16 protein-coding genes are annotated in these 19,775 nt (G+C 39.5%); all 16 read left to right on the top strand.

The genetic code is table 11. From position 1 onward, the window contains the following. Nucleotides 1-269 precede the first annotated feature (269 nt). The 16 genes from asd (at nucleotide 270) to NST02_RS14745 (ending at nucleotide 19,209) form a co-directional block, all read left to right on the top strand. Complete coding sequence (asd, locus tag NST02_RS14820) at nucleotides 270-1,319, top strand: aspartate-semialdehyde dehydrogenase (RefSeq protein ID WP_340949223.1); 1,050 nt, start codon at nucleotides 270-272, stop codon at nucleotides 1,317-1,319. Between the two features lie 77 nt (nucleotides 1,320-1,396). Beyond that, nucleotides 1,397-2,638, top strand: a complete 1,242-nt coding sequence (dapG, locus tag NST02_RS14815) for an aspartate kinase (protein WP_095308166.1) — start codon at nucleotides 1,397-1,399, stop codon at nucleotides 2,636-2,638. Nucleotides 2,639-2,712: 74 nt separating this feature from the next. Next, entirely contained in the window at nucleotides 2,713-3,585 is an 873-nt protein-coding gene (dapA, locus tag NST02_RS14810; protein WP_137742847.1) for a 4-hydroxy-tetrahydrodipicolinate synthase, read from the top strand. Between the two features lie 336 nt (nucleotides 3,586-3,921). Continuing rightward, a complete protein-coding gene (locus NST02_RS14805) occupies nucleotides 3,922-5,595 on the top strand; it encodes a ribonuclease J (RefSeq protein ID WP_211344077.1) in 1,674 nt (557 codons plus the stop codon). A gap of 296 nt (nucleotides 5,596-5,891) precedes the next feature. After that, nucleotides 5,892-6,641 (top strand): ClpP family protease, encoded by a 750-nt coding sequence (locus tag NST02_RS14800; RefSeq protein WP_095308170.1) that lies wholly within the window; start codon nucleotides 5,892-5,894, stop codon nucleotides 6,639-6,641. Next, nucleotides 6,638-6,850: a YlzJ-like family protein gene (locus NST02_RS14795; protein ID WP_095308172.1), complete on the top strand. Its 213-nt coding sequence runs from the start codon at nucleotides 6,638-6,640 to the stop codon at nucleotides 6,848-6,850. The genes NST02_RS14800 and NST02_RS14795 overlap by 4 nt, the downstream gene beginning before the upstream one ends. 120 nt (nucleotides 6,851-6,970) lie before the next feature. Continuing rightward, nucleotides 6,971-9,310 (top strand): DNA translocase FtsK, encoded by a 2,340-nt coding sequence (locus NST02_RS14790; RefSeq protein ID WP_340949222.1) that lies wholly within the window; start codon nucleotides 6,971-6,973, stop codon nucleotides 9,308-9,310. 222 nt (nucleotides 9,311-9,532) lie between these two features. After that, nucleotides 9,533-10,258, top strand: a complete 726-nt coding sequence (locus tag NST02_RS14785; RefSeq protein WP_095308176.1) for a GntR family transcriptional regulator — start codon at nucleotides 9,533-9,535, stop codon at nucleotides 10,256-10,258. Between the two features lie 55 nt (nucleotides 10,259-10,313). Beyond that, nucleotides 10,314-11,420: a BMP family lipoprotein gene (locus NST02_RS14780; protein WP_212933459.1), complete on the top strand. Its 1,107-nt coding sequence runs from the start codon at nucleotides 10,314-10,316 to the stop codon at nucleotides 11,418-11,420. A 351-nt stretch (nucleotides 11,421-11,771) separates the two neighbouring features. Next, entirely contained in the window at nucleotides 11,772-13,298 is a 1,527-nt protein-coding gene (locus tag NST02_RS14775; protein WP_095308180.1) for an ABC transporter ATP-binding protein, read from the top strand. Continuing rightward, complete coding sequence (locus NST02_RS14770; RefSeq protein WP_095308182.1) at nucleotides 13,298-14,356, top strand: ABC transporter permease; 1,059 nt, start codon at nucleotides 13,298-13,300, stop codon at nucleotides 14,354-14,356. The genes NST02_RS14775 and NST02_RS14770 overlap by 1 nt, the downstream gene beginning before the upstream one ends. A 1-nt stretch (nucleotide 14,357) precedes the next feature. Beyond that, nucleotides 14,358-15,317: an ABC transporter permease gene (locus NST02_RS14765; protein ID WP_095308184.1), complete on the top strand. Its 960-nt coding sequence runs from the start codon at nucleotides 14,358-14,360 to the stop codon at nucleotides 15,315-15,317. Between the two features lie 169 nt (nucleotides 15,318-15,486). Next, nucleotides 15,487-16,767 carry an EF-P 5-aminopentanol modification-associated protein YfmF gene (gene yfmF, locus NST02_RS14760; protein WP_340949221.1) on the top strand — a complete coding sequence of 427 codons (1,281 nt, stop codon included), beginning with the start codon at nucleotides 15,487-15,489 and terminating at the stop codon, nucleotides 16,765-16,767. Then, complete coding sequence (gene yfmH / locus NST02_RS14755) at nucleotides 16,767-18,056, top strand: EF-P 5-aminopentanol modification-associated protein YfmH (protein WP_137742852.1); 1,290 nt, start codon at nucleotides 16,767-16,769, stop codon at nucleotides 18,054-18,056. Before yfmF ends, yfmH begins: the two co-directional genes overlap by 1 nt. A gap of 34 nt (nucleotides 18,057-18,090) precedes the next feature. Continuing rightward, nucleotides 18,091-18,813: an elongation factor P 5-aminopentanone reductase gene (gene ymfI, locus NST02_RS14750; RefSeq protein ID WP_137742853.1), complete on the top strand. Its 723-nt coding sequence runs from the start codon at nucleotides 18,091-18,093 to the stop codon at nucleotides 18,811-18,813. A gap of 138 nt (nucleotides 18,814-18,951) precedes the next feature. Further along, entirely contained in the window at nucleotides 18,952-19,209 is a 258-nt protein-coding gene (locus tag NST02_RS14745; protein WP_095308192.1) for a DUF3243 domain-containing protein, read from the top strand. Nucleotides 19,210-19,775 lie beyond the last annotated feature (566 nt).

The following is a 19,775-nucleotide window of genomic DNA, read 5'->3' as shown; positions in this document are numbered from 1 at the left end:
AATGGATAATTCTCTCTCAATGAGACAAAATTTTATTTCATTAAAGTATGAATATGGTAAAATAGATCATATTATGATGTAATATTTAATAGTAATACCTCTTTTTATTTTAAAAATCATGAAGTTTAAAACGAATTCTACAAAGATGAATCGGTCTCATTTTTATTACATTATGATTAATGAAACTAATTTTATAGAAGGTACATGTATGTTAGCTTCTATTTAAGTCTAGCCAACAATTCATATATAGATGGGAAGGGGAAACAATTATGACAGAAAGAAAAGCATTTCATGTAGCAGTAGTTGGAGCAACAGGAGCGGTTGGGCAACAAATGCTAAAAACTCTTGAAGAGCGGAATTTTCCAATTTCGACGTTAACATTGCTGTCTTCACCACGTTCTGCTGGAAAGGCAGTGATTTTTAAAGGACAAGAATATATCGTTCAAGAAGCAAAACCAGAAAGCTTTGAAAATGTTGATATTGCTCTTTTCAGTGCTGGAGGCGGTGTATCCAAAGAACTTGCTCCAGAAGCGGTTAAAAGGGGAGCGATTGTGGTCGATAATACGAGTGCTTTTAGAATGGATGAAAATACGCCGCTTGTTGTACCAGAGGTGAACGAGACCGATTTACATCATCATAATGGAATCATTGCTAATCCAAACTGTTCTACCATTCAGATGGTGGTCGCGTTACAGCCAATATTTGAAACGTTCGGTTTAAAAAAGGTGATCGTCTCCACTTATCAAGCTGTTTCTGGTTCTGGTGCACAGGCTGTCGAGGAACTTTATGAGCAAACAAAGGCGATTATTGAGAATGAAGACTTCGAACCAAAGATTTTACCAGTTAAATCGGATAAGAAGCATTATCAAATTGCTTTTAATGCGATTCCGCAAATTGATAAATTTATGGACAATGGCTACACATTTGAAGAAATGAAAATGATTAACGAAACGAAAAAGATTATGCATTTACCTGAATTAAAGGTTGCGGCAACATGCGTAAGATTGCCTGTTGCTACAGGACACTCTGAGTCACTTTATTTCGAGGTAGAGAAAGCTGGGGTAACACCTGAAGACATTAAAGCTTTATTGCAGGATGCTCCTGGTGTTGTCCTACAAGACGATCCACAGAATCAAATTTACCCAATGCCTGCTGACTGCGTCGGTAAAAACGATGTTTTTGTTGGGCGGATTCGCAGAGATTTAGATGAAGAAAACGGCTTTCATATGTGGGTTGTATCGGATAATTTGCTAAAGGGTGCTGCTTGGAATTCAGTTCAGATTGTAGAAAGTTTAATTAAAATCGGACTAGTTAAATAAGTTTTCGGGATAGATTGCTCGCAAACAACTAAGAATGAAATTAAGAAAAGAGCCTTTCTAATAATTGAGGTGTTACGATGAAGATTATCGTTCAAAAATTCGGGGGAACTTCTGTAAGAAGTGAGGAAACGCGAGAATATGCCAAAAAACATATTCAAAAAGCACTCCTAGAAGGATATAAAGTAGTGGTTGTCGTCTCAGCCATGGGACGAAGTGGAGATCCCTATGCAACGGATACACTGCTCTCATTAATTGATGGAGCAAAAACAATGGTAACAAAGCGCGAGCAGGATCTTCTTCTCTCATGCGGGGAAGTGATTTCCAGTGTCGTCTTTACAGAAATGCTGCTCAAAAACGGGATTAAGGCAACCTCTTTAACAGGGTCTCAAGCAGGATTCCGAACCAATCATGATCATACCAATGCAAAGATTGTAAAGATGGAATGCGATCGGTTGCTTGAAGAGTTGCAAAACTATGATGTCGTCGTTGTTGCTGGATTTCAAGGAGCTGCCAAAAATGGTGATACAACGACGATTGGCCGAGGTGGAAGTGATACCTCTGCATCAGCATTAGGAGCAGCACTTCAAGCTGAATGGGTCGATATTTTTACCGATGTAGAAGGAATCATGACAGCGGACCCCCGTATTGCAGAAAATGCGCGACCGCTGAGTGTTGTTACGTATAACGAAGTATGTAACCTTGCTTATCAAGGAGCAAAGGTCATTCATCCACGCGCAGTGGAAATTGCTATGCAGGCAAAAATTCCAATCCGAATTCGTTCCACCTATTCGGACAATCCCGGGACGCTTGTGACGACGTTAAATCGCAGCAATAGAGGCAGTGATATTAATGAGCGCACAGTGACAGGGATTGCCCATGTTGCCCCGGTTACACAAATTAAGGTGTTGGCGAGAAAGGGTGAATACGACCTTCAAGCAGAAGTTTTTAAGTCGATGGCCAATGAAAAAATAAGCGTCGATTTTATCAATATCTCTCCTAACGGTGTCGTGTATACGGTAACTGATGAAATGAGTGAAAAGGCAGAAGAAATTTTAAAAGCCAAAGGATATGAACCGCTGTTAGAAAGAAATTGTGCAAAGGTTTCAATTGTAGGAGCTGGTATAGCTGGGGTCCCTGGTATTACAGCGAAGATTGTGACTGCCTTATCGGAAAAGGGAATAAGAATTTTACAATCTGCTGATAGTCATACAACGATATGGGTATTAGTAAAGCAGGATGATCTTGTCACAGCAGTCAATACGCTGCATGATGCTTTTGAGCTTCAAAATGATACATTTGAATATGAAAGATTGGATTAATGGTTGAAGAAGTTTTCCAACTGTGAAAATAATGAACTTCGAATCGTGTTAATTGTACACAAGGGAGTGTAAATATGGCTTTATTTGGTAGAGTTTCAACCGCAATGGTAACCCCATTTGATAATAAGGGACATATAGATTTTGCCAAAACAACTCAGTTAATTAATTATTTGATTGAAAACGGAACGGACTCTCTCGTTGTTGCTGGAACAACTGGTGAATCTCCGACATTGACTAAAGAAGAAAAAATCGCATTGTTTCAGCACGTTGTAAAAATTGTCGATAAGAGAATTCCGGTTATTGCGGGGACGGGGAGCAACAACACATATGCTTCTATCGAGTTGACAAAAAAGGCAGAACAGCTTGGTGTTGACGGAATTATGGTGGTCGCTCCTTATTATAATAAACCAAATCAGGAAGGTCTGTACCAGCACTTTAAAGAAATTGCCGAAGCAACAACATTGCCTGTGATGGTCTACAATATTCCAAGCCGTTCTGTAGTCAATATTTTACCCGAAACAATTATTCGTTTGGCTGAAATTCCGAATATTGCAGCCGTGAAAGAGGCAAGCGGAGATTTAAATGCGATGACAAAAATTATTGCTAATACGCCAGAAGATTTTCTTTTATACAGTGGTGACGATGGGATTGCACTTCCGGTTTTAGCGATCGGAGGAACTGGTGTTGTTTCAGTCGCATCGCATATCATTGGAAAAGAAATGCAAGAAATGGTGCACGCATTCTTGAACGGGGAGCATAGACGTGCAGCCGAGCTTCATCAAACGCTTTTACCAATGATGGAAGGTCTTTTTAAAGCACCGAGTCCTGTACCAGTAAAAACAGCTCTTCAGTTAAAAGGGTTAAATGTCGGTTCAGTACGATTGCCGTTAGTCCCTTTAACAGAGCACGAGCGAAATGCGCTAATTGCTTTATTAAATAAGGCTTAATGCTTTTAAAAAACCGGCTCAAACGCTGCAATTAAGCAGTGTTTGAGCCGGCTTTTTATAGATTCGGTTCTCTTTATGCCAAGTGCAAGCAGTCCGCCTTCGTCGAGAAAACTTTTAGGCATCTTTATTTATAGAAAGCTATTGTAAAAGCACTTTATATAAGAGCACTTGAAAATTATTGGTTGGAAAGGGTTCCCACCCTTTTGGTTATGATAAAGACAGGTACTTAAGACTTGGAGTAATGGAGATTCGCTAAAATTGATTGGAAAGGGTTTCAGTTTTCAAGTATAATGATGGTAACTGATCTCGGGTCGGAAACAACAAGTAGGAGGAAGTATGACATTGAACATAAGAAAGAATGAAAACATCAAGATAGTAGCTCTAGGAGGAGTCGGAGAAATTGGCAAAAACATGTATGTGGTTGATGTGGACGAGGACTTATTAGTCTTAGATGCGGGTCTCATGTTTCCAGAAAATGAAATGCTCGGAATTGATATCGTCATCCCGGATATTACCTTTCTCACGCAAAATAAGGAACGGATAAAAGGGATTTTTCTCTCCCATGGACATGAGGATCACATCGGAGCACTTTCCTATCTTTTACGTCATGTACAAGCACCGGTATACGGTACGAAGCTTACGCTTGCCCTTGCCAAAGCGAAACTGAAGGAACAGGAATATAAAGGAAAAACGAATTTTGTGGAGATACACTCAGATTCAATTATTGATCTGAGTACGGTTACCGTCTCTTTCTTCAAAACGAATCATAGCATTCCTGATTCTGTTGGTATTGCGATACATACATCAGAAGGGGCAATCGTCTATACGGGCGATTTTAAATTTGATCAGGCAGCCACCGATCTTTACAAGCCAGAAATAGGGAAAATGGCAGCTTTAGGTGAAAAAGGGGTACTCTGTCTTTTATCAGACAGTACGGATGCTGAGAAGCCGGGTTATACACCATCAGAGGCGATTGTAGTTCGTTCGATGAAGGATGTATTTTATAACGCAAAGGGTAGAATAATTGCTGCCTCTTTTGCATCAGACTTAAATCGAATTCAGCATATTTTTGATGCTGCTTATGAAAGCAGAAGAAAAATTGTTGTAGTAGGGAAGAGTTTGCAGCAAGTATTTGATATTGCGATCGAGCTTGATTATCTTCATGTCCATCATGAATTAATCATACCGATTGATGAATTGAAGGATTATGATGACGATGAAATTGTCATCTTAGCAACAGGGATGCAAGGAGAGCCAATTGAAGCACTTCAAAAGATGGCAAAGGGGCAGCATCGATATATAAATATTCAAGAGGGCGATACGGTTCTAATTGCTGCCTCTCCATTACGCGGCGGTGAGGTATTCATATATAAGACAATTGATATGTTGAGTCGTGCAGGTGCCAGCGTTATTTCTGGAAGACGGATGGTTCATACTTCAAGTCATGGCAGCGAAGAAGAACTTAAATTCATGATTAATATGATGAACCCGAAGTTTTTTATTCCGGTACATGGTGAATACCGCATGTTGAAGGCCCATAGTAAAATTGCGAAAGAATGCGGGATTACTGACGATCGAATTGCGATGATCGATAAAGGGGATGTTCTTGAATTAGAGGGTGATCAAGTTAAAATTGCTGGAAAAGTGCCCGCTGGAAACATATTAGTTGATGGAAGTGGAATCGGTGATGTTGGCAATATTGTTTTAAGAGACCGCAAACTTTTATCGCAGGATGGTGTTCTCATTGTTGTAGTAACCTTAAATAAGGCGGAAAAGAAAATTTCGGCAGGTCCTGAAATTATTTCACGCGGCTTTGTTTATGTACGGGAGTCTGAAGAGCTTATGGTCGAGTCTGTTAAACTTGTAAAAGGAGTTGTGGAAAAAAATATTAGCCAAGAGTTTTTTGATTGGGCGAGTATTAAACAAGACATGCGAGATGGGCTCAACCAGTTTTTATTTGAAAAAACGAAACGAAGACCGATGATTATGCCGATTATCATGGAAGTATAGAGAGCGTCCTTGTGGACCTCTCTTTTTTATCATGTGGTTTTGTTAATCAACATTTTGTGAAACTTTGTTTACACATGCTCTGATTCCATGTAAGGCAAGAAATTCGTATCCCCGTCTTGCGAGAAAACAACTGGCATTTTAACCTTCCTTCCGATAAAAAGCTGGCTCCGCATTTAATCTCAGTTACAATCTCTTTCTAATTGCTTTCCCTTCTTTTCGCCTGTGATTTTCTGCATGAATTTGCGGGCCAGGTTCAATACTAACAATAAGTTATTGTACAGAAGGGAGAATATGGAATGGAGCACAACAGTAAATTTACAAGTGAGCAGGAGGAAGGACAGGAGCAGCCCAAAGAGGATAAGTCCTCTCCTTTAATGGAAAAAATTCAACAGCTAGGGCAAACAAATGTTCCTCAGCTCTCGCAAGATTCAAAAATTCACTGTTTAACAATAGTTGGACAAATTGAAGGTCATCTTCAATTGCCACCCCAAAATAAAACAACAAAATATGAACATCTGATCCCGCAAATAGTAGCAATTGAGCAAAACCCAAAAATAGAAGGGCTATTAGTCATTCTTAACACAGTTGGTGGGGATGTTGAGGCAGGTTTAGCGATTTCGGAAATGCTGGCATCGTTGTCAAAGCCAACCGTTTCGATTGTTCTAGGTGGCGGCCATTCCATCGGAGTTCCGATTGCCGTCTCATGTGATTATTCATTTATTGCAGAAACGGCAACGATGACGATTCATCCAATCCGCCTAACTGGTCTTGTGATCGGTGTTCCGCAAACGTTTGAATATTTGGATAAAATGCAAGAGCGAGTGGTAAGCTTTGTGACACGGCATTCAAACATTTCGGAAGAAAAATTCAAAAATTTGATGTTTGAAAAAGGAAATTTAACAAGAGATATCGGTACGAATGTAATAGGGACAGATGCGGTTAAGTATGGATTAATTGATGAAGTTGGAGGAATTGGTCAAGCGATGAGAAAATTGGATGAATTAATTGAGATAAATAAGAAAAACAGTGAGGAGTTGATTCAGTGATCTTATATACGATGATGCCTCAGGAGCTTATTTTCCCAAGCGACGAACATGAATTTGGCAAGCAAAAGCAAATATTGCATGAGGGCATCCCACTCATTGTTGAAGCGACGGGGGAACAAAAATATAGAGTTATACGCAATCTTAGTAGCGACCCAAACCATTTTCTCGATCAGCGCTACAGTCCAGGTGCGATGATTTCGATCCATTAATGCCCAAGAACGATGGTATTAGAGAAAAGACTTATGGTATAATAGGTTCACCTCAAAAGAAAGGCAGCCGTTTAGGCTGCTTTCGTTTTGAAAAATAATTACAAGATTTAAGGTGATTGAATGGCAAAAAGGAAACGTAGAAGAAGCACAAAGCAAAGTACTCAGTTTAAGCGAACGATCCGCTTCGAGCTTATCGGTCTTATTTTTATTGCATTAGCAGCCATTTCAATTGCAGGATTAGGAGCTGTTGGAAGGGCGATTGTTTTATTTTTCCGCTTTTTCACTGGTGAATGGTTTATGTTGTGTTTGTTGGCACTTGCCGTAGTAGGAGGATATTTTATCTGGAAGAGAGAAATTCCAAACTATTTCCATCGGAGGCTTGTGGGGATTTATTTAATTGTAGCCTCACTTTTACTGTTAAGCCACGTCACCTTGTTTAATAATTTGTTAAACAATGGGAAGTTTGCTGATCCAAGTGTGATTAAGAATACGTGGGAGCTTTTTTGGATGGAGGTAAATGGCGAAACGAGCACGACCGATCTTGGCGGAGGAATGCTCGGAGCAATATTGTTTGCCTTATTTTACTTTTTATTTGATGAGGCAGGTTCAAAAATTATTGCTGCTGTTTTGATTATGATTGGAATTGTACTTTTAACCGGTAAAACGTTTGGAGAGGCAGCAGTTAAGATGCTTCTCTCGAGTGGGCGATTTGTTAAAAATCAATGGCAAAAATTCACCGATGATTTAAAAACTGCGAAGGAAAAAAGAGTGGCTAAAAAAGAAGCAACTCGTGCGAAGGAACAAGCACGGAAAGAACAACAAAAAAAGGAAGAGATGATAGCTCCGCATTCAGGTGAGCAGGTTTTGAATGAACGAGAGGAACCGTCCGAGCCGATTATTTCTAGCTTTGCGGAAAGAGCTTACGTCCAGCCTGAAGAAGATATACATAAAAGAAATGACAAAAAAGAGGCGGAGTCTGCGGAGAATGATGAAGAACAAGCTCCGACGATTACCTTTACGGAAGTGGAGAATGTCGATTATGAACTTCCGCCAATTAAGTTATTAAAGCTACCGAGACATACGGATCAAAGCGGTGAATATGAATTGATCCATGCAAATGCGGCAAAGCTTGAAAGAACATTTCAAAGCTTTGGTGTGAAGGCGAAGGTGACGCAGGTCCATTTAGGTCCCGCTGTAACAAAGTATGAAGTACATCCCGATGTTGGGGTTAAGGTTAGCAAAATCGTTAGTCTTAGCGATGATTTAGCTCTGGCATTAGCGGCAAAGGATATTCGCATTGAGGCGCCTATCCCAGGTAAATCTGCAATTGGAATTGAAGTTCCAAATTCTGAAGTGGCGATGGTTTCTTTAAGGGAAGTGCTTGAATCAAAGCAAAATGATAAGCCAGACTCTAAACTAATGATTGGATTGGGCCGGGATATTACAGGAGAGGCCGTGCTGGCAGAATTAAATAAAATGCCGCATTTGCTCGTTGCAGGAGCTACAGGTAGTGGAAAAAGTGTTTGCATAAACGGTATTATTACGAGTATCCTCATGCGCGCTAAACCTCATGAAGTGAAGCTAATGATGATCGATCCGAAAATGGTCGAACTAAATGTATATAACGGAATCCCGCATTTGCTTGCGCCAGTGGTGACAAATGCGAAAAAAGCTTCACAAGCCTTGCAAAAAGTAGTTAGTGAAATGGAACGCCGCTACGAATTGTTTTCGCATACAGGCACGCGAAACATTGAAGGATATAATGAATACATGAAGAAACATAATGCCGAGTCTGGTGCTGAACAGCCTTTACTTCCATACATCGTTGTTATTGTCGATGAGCTGGCAGACTTGATGATGGTAGCTTCATCGGATGTAGAGGATGCCATTACACGTCTTGCACAAATGGCACGTGCAGCTGGCATACATCTGATCATCGCTACACAACGACCATCTGTTGATGTCATTACCGGTGTTATCAAAGCCAATATTCCCTCACGAATTGCGTTTGCTGTTTCTTCTGCAACTGATTCCCGCACCATTTTGGACATGGGTGGTGCTGAGAAACTACTAGGAAGAGGGGATATGCTCTTTTTACCAGTCGGTGCTTCTAAACCAATACGTGTACAAGGTGCTTTTCTATCAGATGACGAAGTCGAGGAAATTGTTGACTTTGTGATCGACCAACAAAAAGCCCAGTATCAGGAAGAAATGATTCCAGACGATCTTCCGGAAACAACGTCTGAAGTCGAGGATGAGCTGTACAATGAAGCGGTGGAATTAATTCTTGAAATGCAAACAGCCTCAGTTTCGATGCTGCAAAGACGGTTCCGTATCGGCTATACGAGAGCAGCCAGATTGATAGATGAAATGGAGCTTAGAGGGGTAGTTGGACCGTATGAAGGCAGTAAGCCTCGTGCAGTATTGATGGACAAGCCTTCAGAAGAGGCAGGTTCTTAAATGCGTTATACTATTGAAATCCCTTCCCCACTTTTGCAATGAAAGGCTCATAATGTCTATCATTGCAAGGTTTTGTAAATTTTTTTGAAGTAAAATTTGTAGAATCTTGTCTTTCTCTATTTATTTATGAACTGAAAAATGGTATAGTATTTTCGATTAGTAGGAATGATTATACATCAGAGGTCTGATGTCTTGGAGAAAATTGGTTGGAGGAAGTAAAGGATGTCCATCAAATCAGATAACAGACATTTATATTTACAGGTGATTGATCGGATTAAACAGGATATCGAAAAAGGGATTTACAAAGAGAAGGAGCAGTTGCCCTCTGAATTTGACCTGGCAAAGCTTTTAGGAGTTAGTCGGGCAACACTAAGAGAGGCGTTGCGAATCCTTGAAGAAGAAAATGTGATTATCCGACGCCATGGTGTGGGGACATTTGTTAATGCTAAACCTTTATTTTCCTCTGGAATTGAACAGCTTAATAGTGTAACCAATATGATTGTTCAAGTCGGAATGAAGCCAGGTACCATTTTTCTAAGCTCGGATACTCTAGGTGCAACCGAGGAGGATATCCGTCGATTCGCATGTTCTGAAGATGATGAAATTTTTGTGATGGAAAGAGTTCGCACTGCAAATGGAGAGCCGGTCGTCTATTGCGTGGATCATGTGCCGCATCATTATTTACCTCAAACCTTTTCACATGAGAGGGAATCACTTTTCCATGTATTAGAAGAGACTTCACAAAGAAAAATTACATACGCCATTGCCGAAATTGAACCGCTTGGATATCATGAACGAATTTCACCAATACTAGAATGTGACCCTGAAACTGCTTTGCTTGTTTTAAAGCAAATGCATTTCGACGAAAAGGATATGCCGATTCTTTACTCGGTTAATTACTTTCGAGCAGACAAGTTCAGCTTTCATGTCTTGCGAAAGAGAATTTAAGCTGAAGAGGTCCTGATGTTAATCTACTAAATCAAATTTATAGGGGGTACAAACCTTGAAAAAGCGTAAATTTGGATTAGCTTTATCACTCGTACTTGCTGCAGGAACAATTTTAGGTGCTTGTGGAAACAACGAAAGTGAACAAGGCGGCGGAGATGAAGGAAAGGATAATAAAGCATCCGACTTCAAAGTTGGTCTTGTAACAGACACTGGTGGGGTAGATGATAAATCATTTAACCAATCTGCGTGGGAAGGTTTAAAAAAGTTTGGTGAAGAAAAAGGCTTAACAGAAAATGAAGGGTACCGTTACCTTCAATCAGAAAAAGAAGCTGATTATATTCCGAATTTGAGTCAATTTGCTGAAAATGGATTTGATGTTACATTTGCAGCTGGATTTTTACTAGCTGATGCGGTTAAAGCATCTGCAGAGCAAAATGAAAACGCACATTTTGCGTTAATTGATAGTCTTTTATCAGATGAAAACGGAGAACCAGTCTGGTTAAATAATGTTTCTAATGTTACATTTGATGAGCATAGTGGTTCATTCCTAGTTGGTGTAATTGCTGCAAAGCATACGAAATCAAAGAAACTTGGTTTTGTTGGAGGAGTTGATTCACCACTAATCAAGAAGTTTGAAAACGGCTTTAAAGCCGGTGTTAAATCAGTTGACCCTACTATTGAAGTAGTTGTTCAATATGCTGGTGACTTTAATAAGCCTGAAAATGGAACAAGCATTGCTTCCACAATGTATAGTGGAGGGGTAGACATTATTTATCATGCTGCTGGTGGAACTGGTAACGGAGTATTCACTGAAGCGAAAAACCGTAAAGCAAACGGTGAAGAAGTATGGGTAATCGGGGTTGACCGTGACCAACATGAAGAAGGACTTCCAGAAAACGTAACATTAACTTCAATGGTTAAACGTGTTGACAATGCTGTTTATGAAATTTCTAAAATGGCATTAGATGGAAACTTCCCTGGTGGAAAAGAAACAGTATTTGGTCTTGCTGAAGAGGGAGTAGGAATCGCTCCTACAACAGAAAACGTAAGCCAAGAGGCACTAGATTTAGTGGAAGAATTTAAACAAAAAATCCTTGATGGGGAAATTGAAGTACCTAAAACGGATGAAGAATTTGAAGCATTCGAAGCTTCACTACAATAAATAAGAGTTTCAATGTAAGGCTAGTGGCAACACAATCACTAGCCTTACTTTTCCGAGAAAAGGTTCTCTGGAAAGAATTAGAAGAGATGTTATTGCCTCATTTATTCTTTAGAAAAGGCTGCAAAAAAGTAACATTTTTAAATGTAAAAAAATGCTTAATAACGACAAATATAAAAGAAGCTTCGATCGTCTGAAGAATAAATGAGCCAATAAACAACGAGACGATCACGTCCTTAAAGTTATGAGAACGTTCGTTCAATACATATTTTACTTGGCACGTTTGAAATCGATTTGTTGTTTAGTAGGATCTAAAAGTGATAATTTTTTCCATTCAAATAGGGAGTGATATTGGTGGAATACGTAATCGAAATGAATGGCATTCGAAAAGAGTTTCCAGGCATTGTTGCGAACGATAATATTACCTTACAAGTTAAGCAGGGAGAAATTCATGCATTGCTTGGTGAGAACGGTGCAGGGAAATCGACTTTAATGAATGTTCTTTTCGGTTTATATCAACCGGAAAAAGGAGAAATAAAGGTTAAAGGTGAACCCGTAAAAATTACTGATCCGAATGTGGCGAACCGTTTAGGAATAGGAATGGTACACCAGCATTTTATGCTCGTCCATAATTTTACGGTCACGGAGAACATTATTCTAGGCAGTGAACCTACTGTTGCTGGGAAAATCAATATTAAAGATGCGGCAAAGAAGGTTGAGGAACTTTCGAAAAGGTATGGCCTTGCTGTCGATCCGTACGCTAAGATTGAGGATATTTCTGTAGGGATGCAGCAGCGGGTTGAAATTTTAAAGACGCTTTACCGTGGGGCCGAGATATTAATTTTTGATGAGCCGACTGCAGTGTTAACACCTCAGGAAATTAAGGAGCTTATCCAAATAATGGGCAAGCTAGTTGCTGAAGGAAAGTCGATTATCTTAATTACGCATAAACTTAAGGAAATCATGGCAGTTTGTGATCGCTGTACAGTTATACGTAAGGGAAAAGGAATTGGAACAGTTAATGTTGCAGAAACGAATCCTGATGAGCTCGCTGCCTTAATGGTGGGACGCGAGGTGCATTTTAAAGTGGATAAAAAGGATGCTGAGCCTCAAGAAGTAGTGCTGGAGATAAAAGATTTAGTCGTTACCGATGCGAGAAATATTCCCAGTGTAAACGGACTTGACTTAGATGTGAAAGCCGGGGAAATATTAGGAATCGCAGGAGTTGATGGAAACGGTCAATCTGAGCTTATTGAAGGAATTACAGGTCTTAGGAAGATAAAATCAGGGAGCATAAAAATTAATGGGAAGGAAACATCCCATTTGTCCACACGTAAAATCACTGAAACAGGGATTGGACATATTCCAGAGGATCGCCATAAACACGGCTTGGTGCTTGATTACACAGTGGGGGAGAATATTGTCTTACAAACCTATTATCAAAAACCGTACTCAAATTCTGGCATTTTAAATGACAATAAAATCTATGAAAAAGCGAAAGCCTTAATTGCGGAATACGATGTTCGAACACCTTCAGAATACACGCCTGCCCGAGCTTTGTCAGGTGGGAACCAACAGAAAGCAATTATTGCGAGAGAAGTCGATCGCAGTCCAAGTTTATTAATCGCTGCCCAGCCAACAAGGGGACTAGACGTTGGCGCAATTGAATTTATCCACTCCAAGCTGATTGAAGAACGAGATAAAGGCAGAGCGGTCCTGTTAATTTCATTTGAACTGGATGAAATCATGAATTTAAGTGATCGAATTGCCGTAATATATGAAGGTAAAATCGTTGATGTAGTAGACCCTAAAGAAACAACAGAGCAGGAGTTAGGGCTATTAATGGCTGGTGGCAAGAGAGAAAGAGAAGGTGTTTCATAATGCAAAAACTCCTGAAAAATGACAAGTTATTTAATATTGTTGTACCTATTTTTTCAGCCATTTTAGGGATGCTTGTAGGAGCGATCATCATGCTAATTGGTGGTTACGATCCAGCGGCAGGCTTCAGTGCTTTATTTCAAGGAATGTTTGGAAGTCCAAAAAATATCGGTGAAATGATTCGCGCTGCTTCTCCACTGATTCTAGCCGGGCTTGCAGTTGGTTTTGCTTTTAAAACAGGGCTGTTTAATATAGGGGTTGAAGGGCAGCTATTAGTAGGATGGCTAGCGTCTGTTTATGTTGGCTATGCTCTTAATTTACCGGCAGTTATTCATATTCCTGTAGCGATCCTAGCTGCAGCAATCGCAGGTGGGCTTTGGGGGATGATTCCCGGGTTTTTAAAAGCAAAATTTAAAGTACATGAAGTTATTGTAACGATAATGTTAAACTATGTAGCGCTTTATACAACAGCGGATATTATTAAAAGATATTTGTATGCAGGTAATGAGAAATCATACAAAATTCAAGAATCAGCTTCGCTTTCATCTGGTTTTTTATCTGATTTGACAAATGGCTCTCGTCTCCATTGGGGCATTTTGGCTGCCGTTTTAATGGCAATCATCATGTGGTTTCTTTTAGAAAAAACAACGACGGGCTATGAATTAAAAGCAGTTGGGTATAACCGCCACGCTTCACAATATGCGGGTATGAATGTTTCCAAGAACATTGTATTTTCCATGACCATTTCTGGCGCATTTGCTGGAATTGCTGGAGCGATGGAAGGATTGGGAACATTCCAAAATATGACGGTGCTTTCTGCATTTACGGGAACGGGATTTGATGGAATTGCTGTGGCTCTATTAGGGGCAAATAATCCATTCGGGATTATTATTGCTGGAGTATTATTTGGAGGTTTGAATACAGCAGCGCCGCAAATGAATTTCAATGCGAACGTCCCTTCAGAACTTGTTGAGATTATTATTGCCTTAATTATTTTCTTTGTTGCATCTAGTTATTTAATACGCTTATTACTTACACGCTTTAGCAAGGAGGGGAAATAACATGAGCTTTTTAGATATTTTGGTGATTATTATTCCCGCTACGTTGTATACAGCAGCCCCTCTCATTTTTACTGCTCTTGGTGGAGTAATGAGTGAACGTTCAGGCGTTGTGAACATCGGTCTTGAAGGGCTTATGCTATTTGGAGCTTTTGCTGGTGTTGTGACAACTTTAACTCTTCAAGACAGTGTTGGTGCGGCTGCACCATGGATTGCGATCGTTGTTGCAGCGATTGCTTCCGGGATATTTTCTCTTGTACATGCTGTCGCAAGTATTACTTTCCGTGCAGATCAAACGGTATCAGGGGTAGCGATTAACATGCTGGCGGCTGGACTGACCCTTTTCTTGATTAGACGGATTTACAATAAAGGGCAAACTGATTTTGTTGATTACCGCATTAACAAGCAGGATGTTCCCTTTTTATCGGATATTCCGGTAATTGGTGATATTTTCTTTTCACGTATTCCTTATACATCCTATATTGCCATTTTCGTTGCCATTCTAGTTTGGTATATTATTTTCAAAACCCCATTTGGTTTACGGCTTCGCTCCGTTGGTGAACATCCAATGGCTGCCGATACAATGGGAATTAATGTGAATCGCATGCGCTATATTGGCGTTGTTTTATCTGGCGTATTTGCTGGAATTGGTGGCTCTGTTTACGCGCTTTCGATTTCTGGTAACTTTACAGGGCATACGATTGCTGGACAAGGATTCCTTGCTTTAGCTGCGATGATTTTTGGTAAATGGCATCCAATCGGAGCGTTGGGAGCTGCGCTATTTTTTGGATTTGCAACTTCTTTAAGTATCACTGGTGCACAAATTCCATTGCTTCAAAATATTCCATCAGTATTTTTAATCATCGCGCCATATGTGTTAACGATTCTGGCACTAACCGGGTTCGTTGGTCGTGCAGATGCTCCAAAGGCTTCAGGGATTCCTTATGTCAAAGGACATCGTTAATCGTAATTTCTGACCTGACTATTGTCAGGTCTTTTTTGATCCGATGATTGTCTTCTACTTGAAATGGAAAATAGCGGCAAGGTATAGTAATAATATCTTCTTGAAAGTTTAACAAAAATTATTGGGTATGATAGTAAGGAGTATGTATGATGCTAAGGAGGATGTCTTAATGACTGTTATATCAGAATCAGTGAAAGAAATGGAAGGCTACAATCTTCATATCGTAAAAACTGAAAAATTCAAAACGAATACACTTGTTTGGAAAATGAAAGCTCCAATAAGCAAGGAAGAAGTAACACTTCGGGCATTGTTGCCGTATGTTTTGCAGAGCAGTTCAAAAAAGTATTCATCCTCAACAAAGCTAAGAGCTTTTTTAGACGAATTATATGGAGCTAACTTTTATGTCGATTTGGCCAAAAAAGGAGATTATCATGTTATTAGCTTCGCTTTAGAAATCGCAAACGAGAAGTTTTTATCCGATAAAACGCCGCTTTTAAGGATAGGGATGGAATTTTTAGCGGAAATTTTGACAAATCCAAACGTTGCCAATAATGCCTTTGAGCAAGATACAGTTGAAAAGGAGAAGCGTACACATAAACAAAGAATTCAATCTAACTATGATGATAAGATGAAATATTCAAGTACAAGACTAGTGGAGGAAATGTGTAAAGGGGAACGATATGCTCTTCATGTCCATGGAGAAATGGATGAAGTGGCTGGGATAACGGCACAAAGTTTATTTTCCTATTATAAAAAGGCATTTTCAGAGGATGAACTCGATTTATATGTAATAGGGGACGTATCCGAAGATGAAGTGGCAGCAATAGCACATGAAAAAATTAAGTTTTCTCCCCGTCAGCCAAAACTCGTTGAACGGAGTGAAGCGGTTGCAGAACGTGAAGTAAAAACAATTAATGAAGTGCAGGACGTCAAGCAAGGGAAATTAAACATTGGTTTTCGCACAAATATATTTTATGGCGATGAGGACTATTATGCCCTTCAAGTTCTAAATGGTATTTACGGGGGTTTTTCTCATTCGAAGCTATTTATAAACGTTCGAGAAAAAGCCAGTTTAGCTTATTATGCAGCCAGTCGTCTGGAGAGTCATAAAGGCTTGATGATGGTCATGTCGGGAATTGAACACAGAAATTATGAGCAGGCAGTAGCGATTATTAATGAGCAGATGGCTGCAATGAAAAAAGGCGATTTTTCCGAACAGGAGCTGGCGCAAACAAAGGCAGTCATACGTAATCAGCTTTTAGAAACCATAGATACGGCAAGGGGAATAGTTGAAATCCTTTATCATAATGTCGTTTCACATCAAAACATCACATTGGATCATTGGCTGGAACAAATGGAAAGAGCAACAAAGGAAGATATCGTAAAGGTTGCTCAAAAAATCCAGCTTGACACTGTTTACTTTTTAACGGGACAGGAGGCGGTGCAATAATGGAAAAAATCACATTTGAACAATTACAAGAAGAGCTTTATTATGAAAAATTAGCCAATGGATTAGATGTCTATATCCTCCCGAAACGGGGATTTAATAAAACGTATGCAACTTTTACGACAAAATATGGATCGGTCGATAACCACTTTATCCCTCTTGGCAAGGAAGAGTTTGTCAAGGTGCCTGATGGCATTGCCCATTTTCTTGAGCATAAACTGTTTGAAAAAGAGGATGGGGATGTTTTCCAACAATTTAGTCGCCAAGGTGCATCTGCGAATGCGTTTACTTCCTTCACAAGAACAGCCTATCTCTTTTCCAGTACTTCAAATGTGGAACTGAACTTAGAGACATTAATGGATTTTGTCCAAGAACCTTATTTTACAGAAAAAACAGTTGAAAAGGAAAAAGGAATTATTGGCCAAGAAATTACGATGTATGATGATAATCCAGATTGGCGACTTTATTTTGGTTTAATCGAAAATCTCTATCAAAATCACCCTGTTAAAATTGATATTGCTGGAACGATCGATTCCATTTCCCATATCACGAAGGATATGTTGTATGAGTGCTATAACACTTTTTATCATCCGAGCAATATGTTATTGTTCGTGGTCGGACCGGTTGATGTCGAGAAGATAATGAATCAAATTAAAGAAAATCAAGCTAAGAAACCATTTGAATCACAGCCAGAGATTAAAAGACGATTTGAAGCTGAAAAAAAGGAAGCGAACGAAGGAAAGAAAATTCTTGAAATGAATGTGCAAACTCCGAAATGTCTGCTTGGAATAAAGGCATTGCATCATGACCAAAGTGGAATGGAAATGCTGAAAAATGAACTGACTACGAATGTACTGTTGGATATGCTGTTCGGAAAAAGCTCAGTTAATTATGAACAGCTTTATAACGAAGGATTAATTGATGATACATTTTCCTATGATTATACGCAGGAATCGGGCTTTGGCTTTGCCATGATTGGTGGCGATACAAGCAATCCTGAGCAATTAGTGGCAAGACTGAAGGAAATGCTTTTTGCCATAAAAAACGGTGGCTTAACGGAGGAAGCATTACTAAGAACAAAAAAGAAGAAGATTGGTGGTTTTTTACGGGCAGTCAACTCTCCCGAATTCATTGCCAATCAATTTACACGCTATGCATTTAATGAAATGAATTTATTTGATGTTGTCCCAACACTTGAAAAAATGACAATTGATGAAGTAAAAAGGGTGGCAAACGAGTTTATTTCTGAAGAGCGTTTATCGGTCTGTCAGATCATGCCAAAGAAAAAATAAGAGCAGTGTTTTAGGGGAGCAGGAAGGATTTTTTATGAAGAAATTTGTGTTAATTACTGGTGCAAGTGGGGGAATTGGCAGGGCGATCGCTTTGACCCTTGCGAAGGAAGGCTATAATCTTTATTTGCATTTCTATAAAAATGAACAGTCTATTCATCAGCTTATGGAGGAGCTCTCCCGTTATGAAGGGGAGTACATTCCGATACAAGCGGATCTATCCTCACGTAATGGCTACAAATTGGTTGTATCTCAGATATTTTCACTCGATGCCATCATTCACAATAGTGGGATGAGTCATTATGGTCTTCTTGTTGATTTGCAGGAGGAAGAGGCGGAAAAATTAATTACTGCACATGTTACAAGTCCATTATTGCTGACAAAAGAACTGCTGCCTAAGATGCTGAGAAATAAAAGTGGCAACATCATTGTCATTTCCTCGATTTGGGGCCAAACAGGAGCCGCTTGTGAGGTTGCGTATTCCACCGTTAAGGGTGCACAACTCTCTTTTGTTAAGGCATTGAGCAAAGAGGTTGCTTTAGGTGGAATCAGGGTTAATGGCATTGCTCCAGGAGCGATCCAAACACCTATGATTACGGCTTTTTCAGAGGATGAGCTTGCAGATCTGGTTGAAGAAATTCCAATGGGGGAATTAGGAAAGCCAATACATGTTGCTGATACCGTGTCATTTCTTTTATCAGAAAGAGCCGCTTATATAACTGGACAAATTATCGCTGTTAATGGCGGCTGGTATGTGTAAATGAAAGGATGGCTCATTCATCCTTTGGTGACACTACTATACCTATTAAAAACCTTGATGAAAAAATATGTAAAATATGTATAATATCCCTGTCAAGTAAGCAAAATAACCACGTAATATAATTAAGGAGGTTATTTCATGTCTGTACTTGAAAATTGGAATCAATGGAAAGACTTTTTAGGAGATCGCTTACATCAGGCTCAAAATGAAGGAATGAATCAAGAGGTTATTAGCGATATCGCGTATCAGGTTGGTGATTATTTAGCAAAGCAAGTAGATCCGAAGAACGAACAAGAAAGAATTTTAGCTGATCTTTGGTCTGTTGCTACTCCAGAAGAGCAGCATGCGATTGCTAACGTAATGGTTAAGTTAGTACAAAATAATGGAAATTCCTAAAATGTTTTTGTTTATTCTTAAAGAGAGGCTTCGCCTCTCTTTTTTACTCGTGGTTTAGGTGCTCGTTGTGGTCGAGCCCACTTTGAAGTCTCTAAGTCTACCGCACCTCAAGCAGCTAAGTGCTAACCAACATCCCCGATAAGTTAAGGGAATCCCAGCAGGCTTTAATTATTGAAAGAGCAGACATGTTGTAATTTGGCAGGTTGATTATGCACAGGGGAAATTCCTTTGGTCCGTCCTCACTGGAATCATTGAATGCTCCTGATCATTTATTTTACAAAAATGACTTTGAAATAGGGATAAAAATTGTCATATATATGGGAATAAGAATATAATTGTTATGGGTGCTCTTATCTATATCTTTTCTAAACTTGAACTCGCTTTTTTCTTTCATATTCATAGAAAATCCTTTATTATAGAAGCTAGATGAATTTGCTTATTTTTGGTGATTTTGTCGAATAAGAGAATAATTTGGAGAATGCCAGCAAAGCTCTTTCCAAGCTGATGGAATTCATAAAGATACCATGCGTACCTTGGGATCACAGGCACTCCTATATTTCTACTTC

The organism is Robertmurraya sp. FSL W8-0741 (assembly GCF_038004005.1).
GTDB lineage: Bacteria > Bacillota > Bacilli > Bacillales > Cytobacillaceae > Robertmurraya > Robertmurraya siralis.
This window is presented reverse-complemented; position numbering and strand designations above follow the sequence as displayed.

What these genes read in the sequence shown, in the direction of transcription:
- NST02_RS14790 (WP_340949222.1), top strand. Translation starts at nt 6,971, where the DNA reads ATGGCAAAAAGGAAACGTAGAAGAAGCACAAAGCAAAGTACTCAGTTT.
- yfmF (WP_340949221.1), top strand. Translation starts at nt 15,487, where the DNA reads ATGACTGTTATATCAGAATCAGTGAAAGAAATGGAAGGCTACAATCTT.
- NST02_RS14745 (WP_095308192.1), top strand. Translation starts at nt 18,952, where the DNA reads ATGTCTGTACTTGAAAATTGGAATCAATGGAAAGACTTTTTAGGAGAT.
- asd (WP_340949223.1), top strand. Translation starts at nt 270, where the DNA reads ATGACAGAAAGAAAAGCATTTCATGTAGCAGTAGTTGGAGCAACAGGA.
- NST02_RS14765 (WP_095308184.1), top strand. Translation starts at nt 14,358, where the DNA reads ATGAGCTTTTTAGATATTTTGGTGATTATTATTCCCGCTACGTTGTAT.
- dapG (WP_095308166.1), top strand. Translation starts at nt 1,397, where the DNA reads ATGAAGATTATCGTTCAAAAATTCGGGGGAACTTCTGTAAGAAGTGAG.
- ymfI (WP_137742853.1), top strand. Translation starts at nt 18,091, where the DNA reads ATGAAGAAATTTGTGTTAATTACTGGTGCAAGTGGGGGAATTGGCAGG.
- NST02_RS14800 (WP_095308170.1), top strand. Translation starts at nt 5,892, where the DNA reads ATGGAGCACAACAGTAAATTTACAAGTGAGCAGGAGGAAGGACAGGAG.
- yfmH (WP_137742852.1), top strand. Translation starts at nt 16,767, where the DNA reads ATGGAAAAAATCACATTTGAACAATTACAAGAAGAGCTTTATTATGAA.
- NST02_RS14785 (WP_095308176.1), top strand. Translation starts at nt 9,533, where the DNA reads ATGTCCATCAAATCAGATAACAGACATTTATATTTACAGGTGATTGAT.
- NST02_RS14805 (WP_211344077.1), top strand. Translation starts at nt 3,922, where the DNA reads ATGACATTGAACATAAGAAAGAATGAAAACATCAAGATAGTAGCTCTA.
- dapA (WP_137742847.1), top strand. Translation starts at nt 2,713, where the DNA reads ATGGCTTTATTTGGTAGAGTTTCAACCGCAATGGTAACCCCATTTGAT.
- NST02_RS14770 (WP_095308182.1), top strand. Translation starts at nt 13,298, where the DNA reads ATGCAAAAACTCCTGAAAAATGACAAGTTATTTAATATTGTTGTACCT.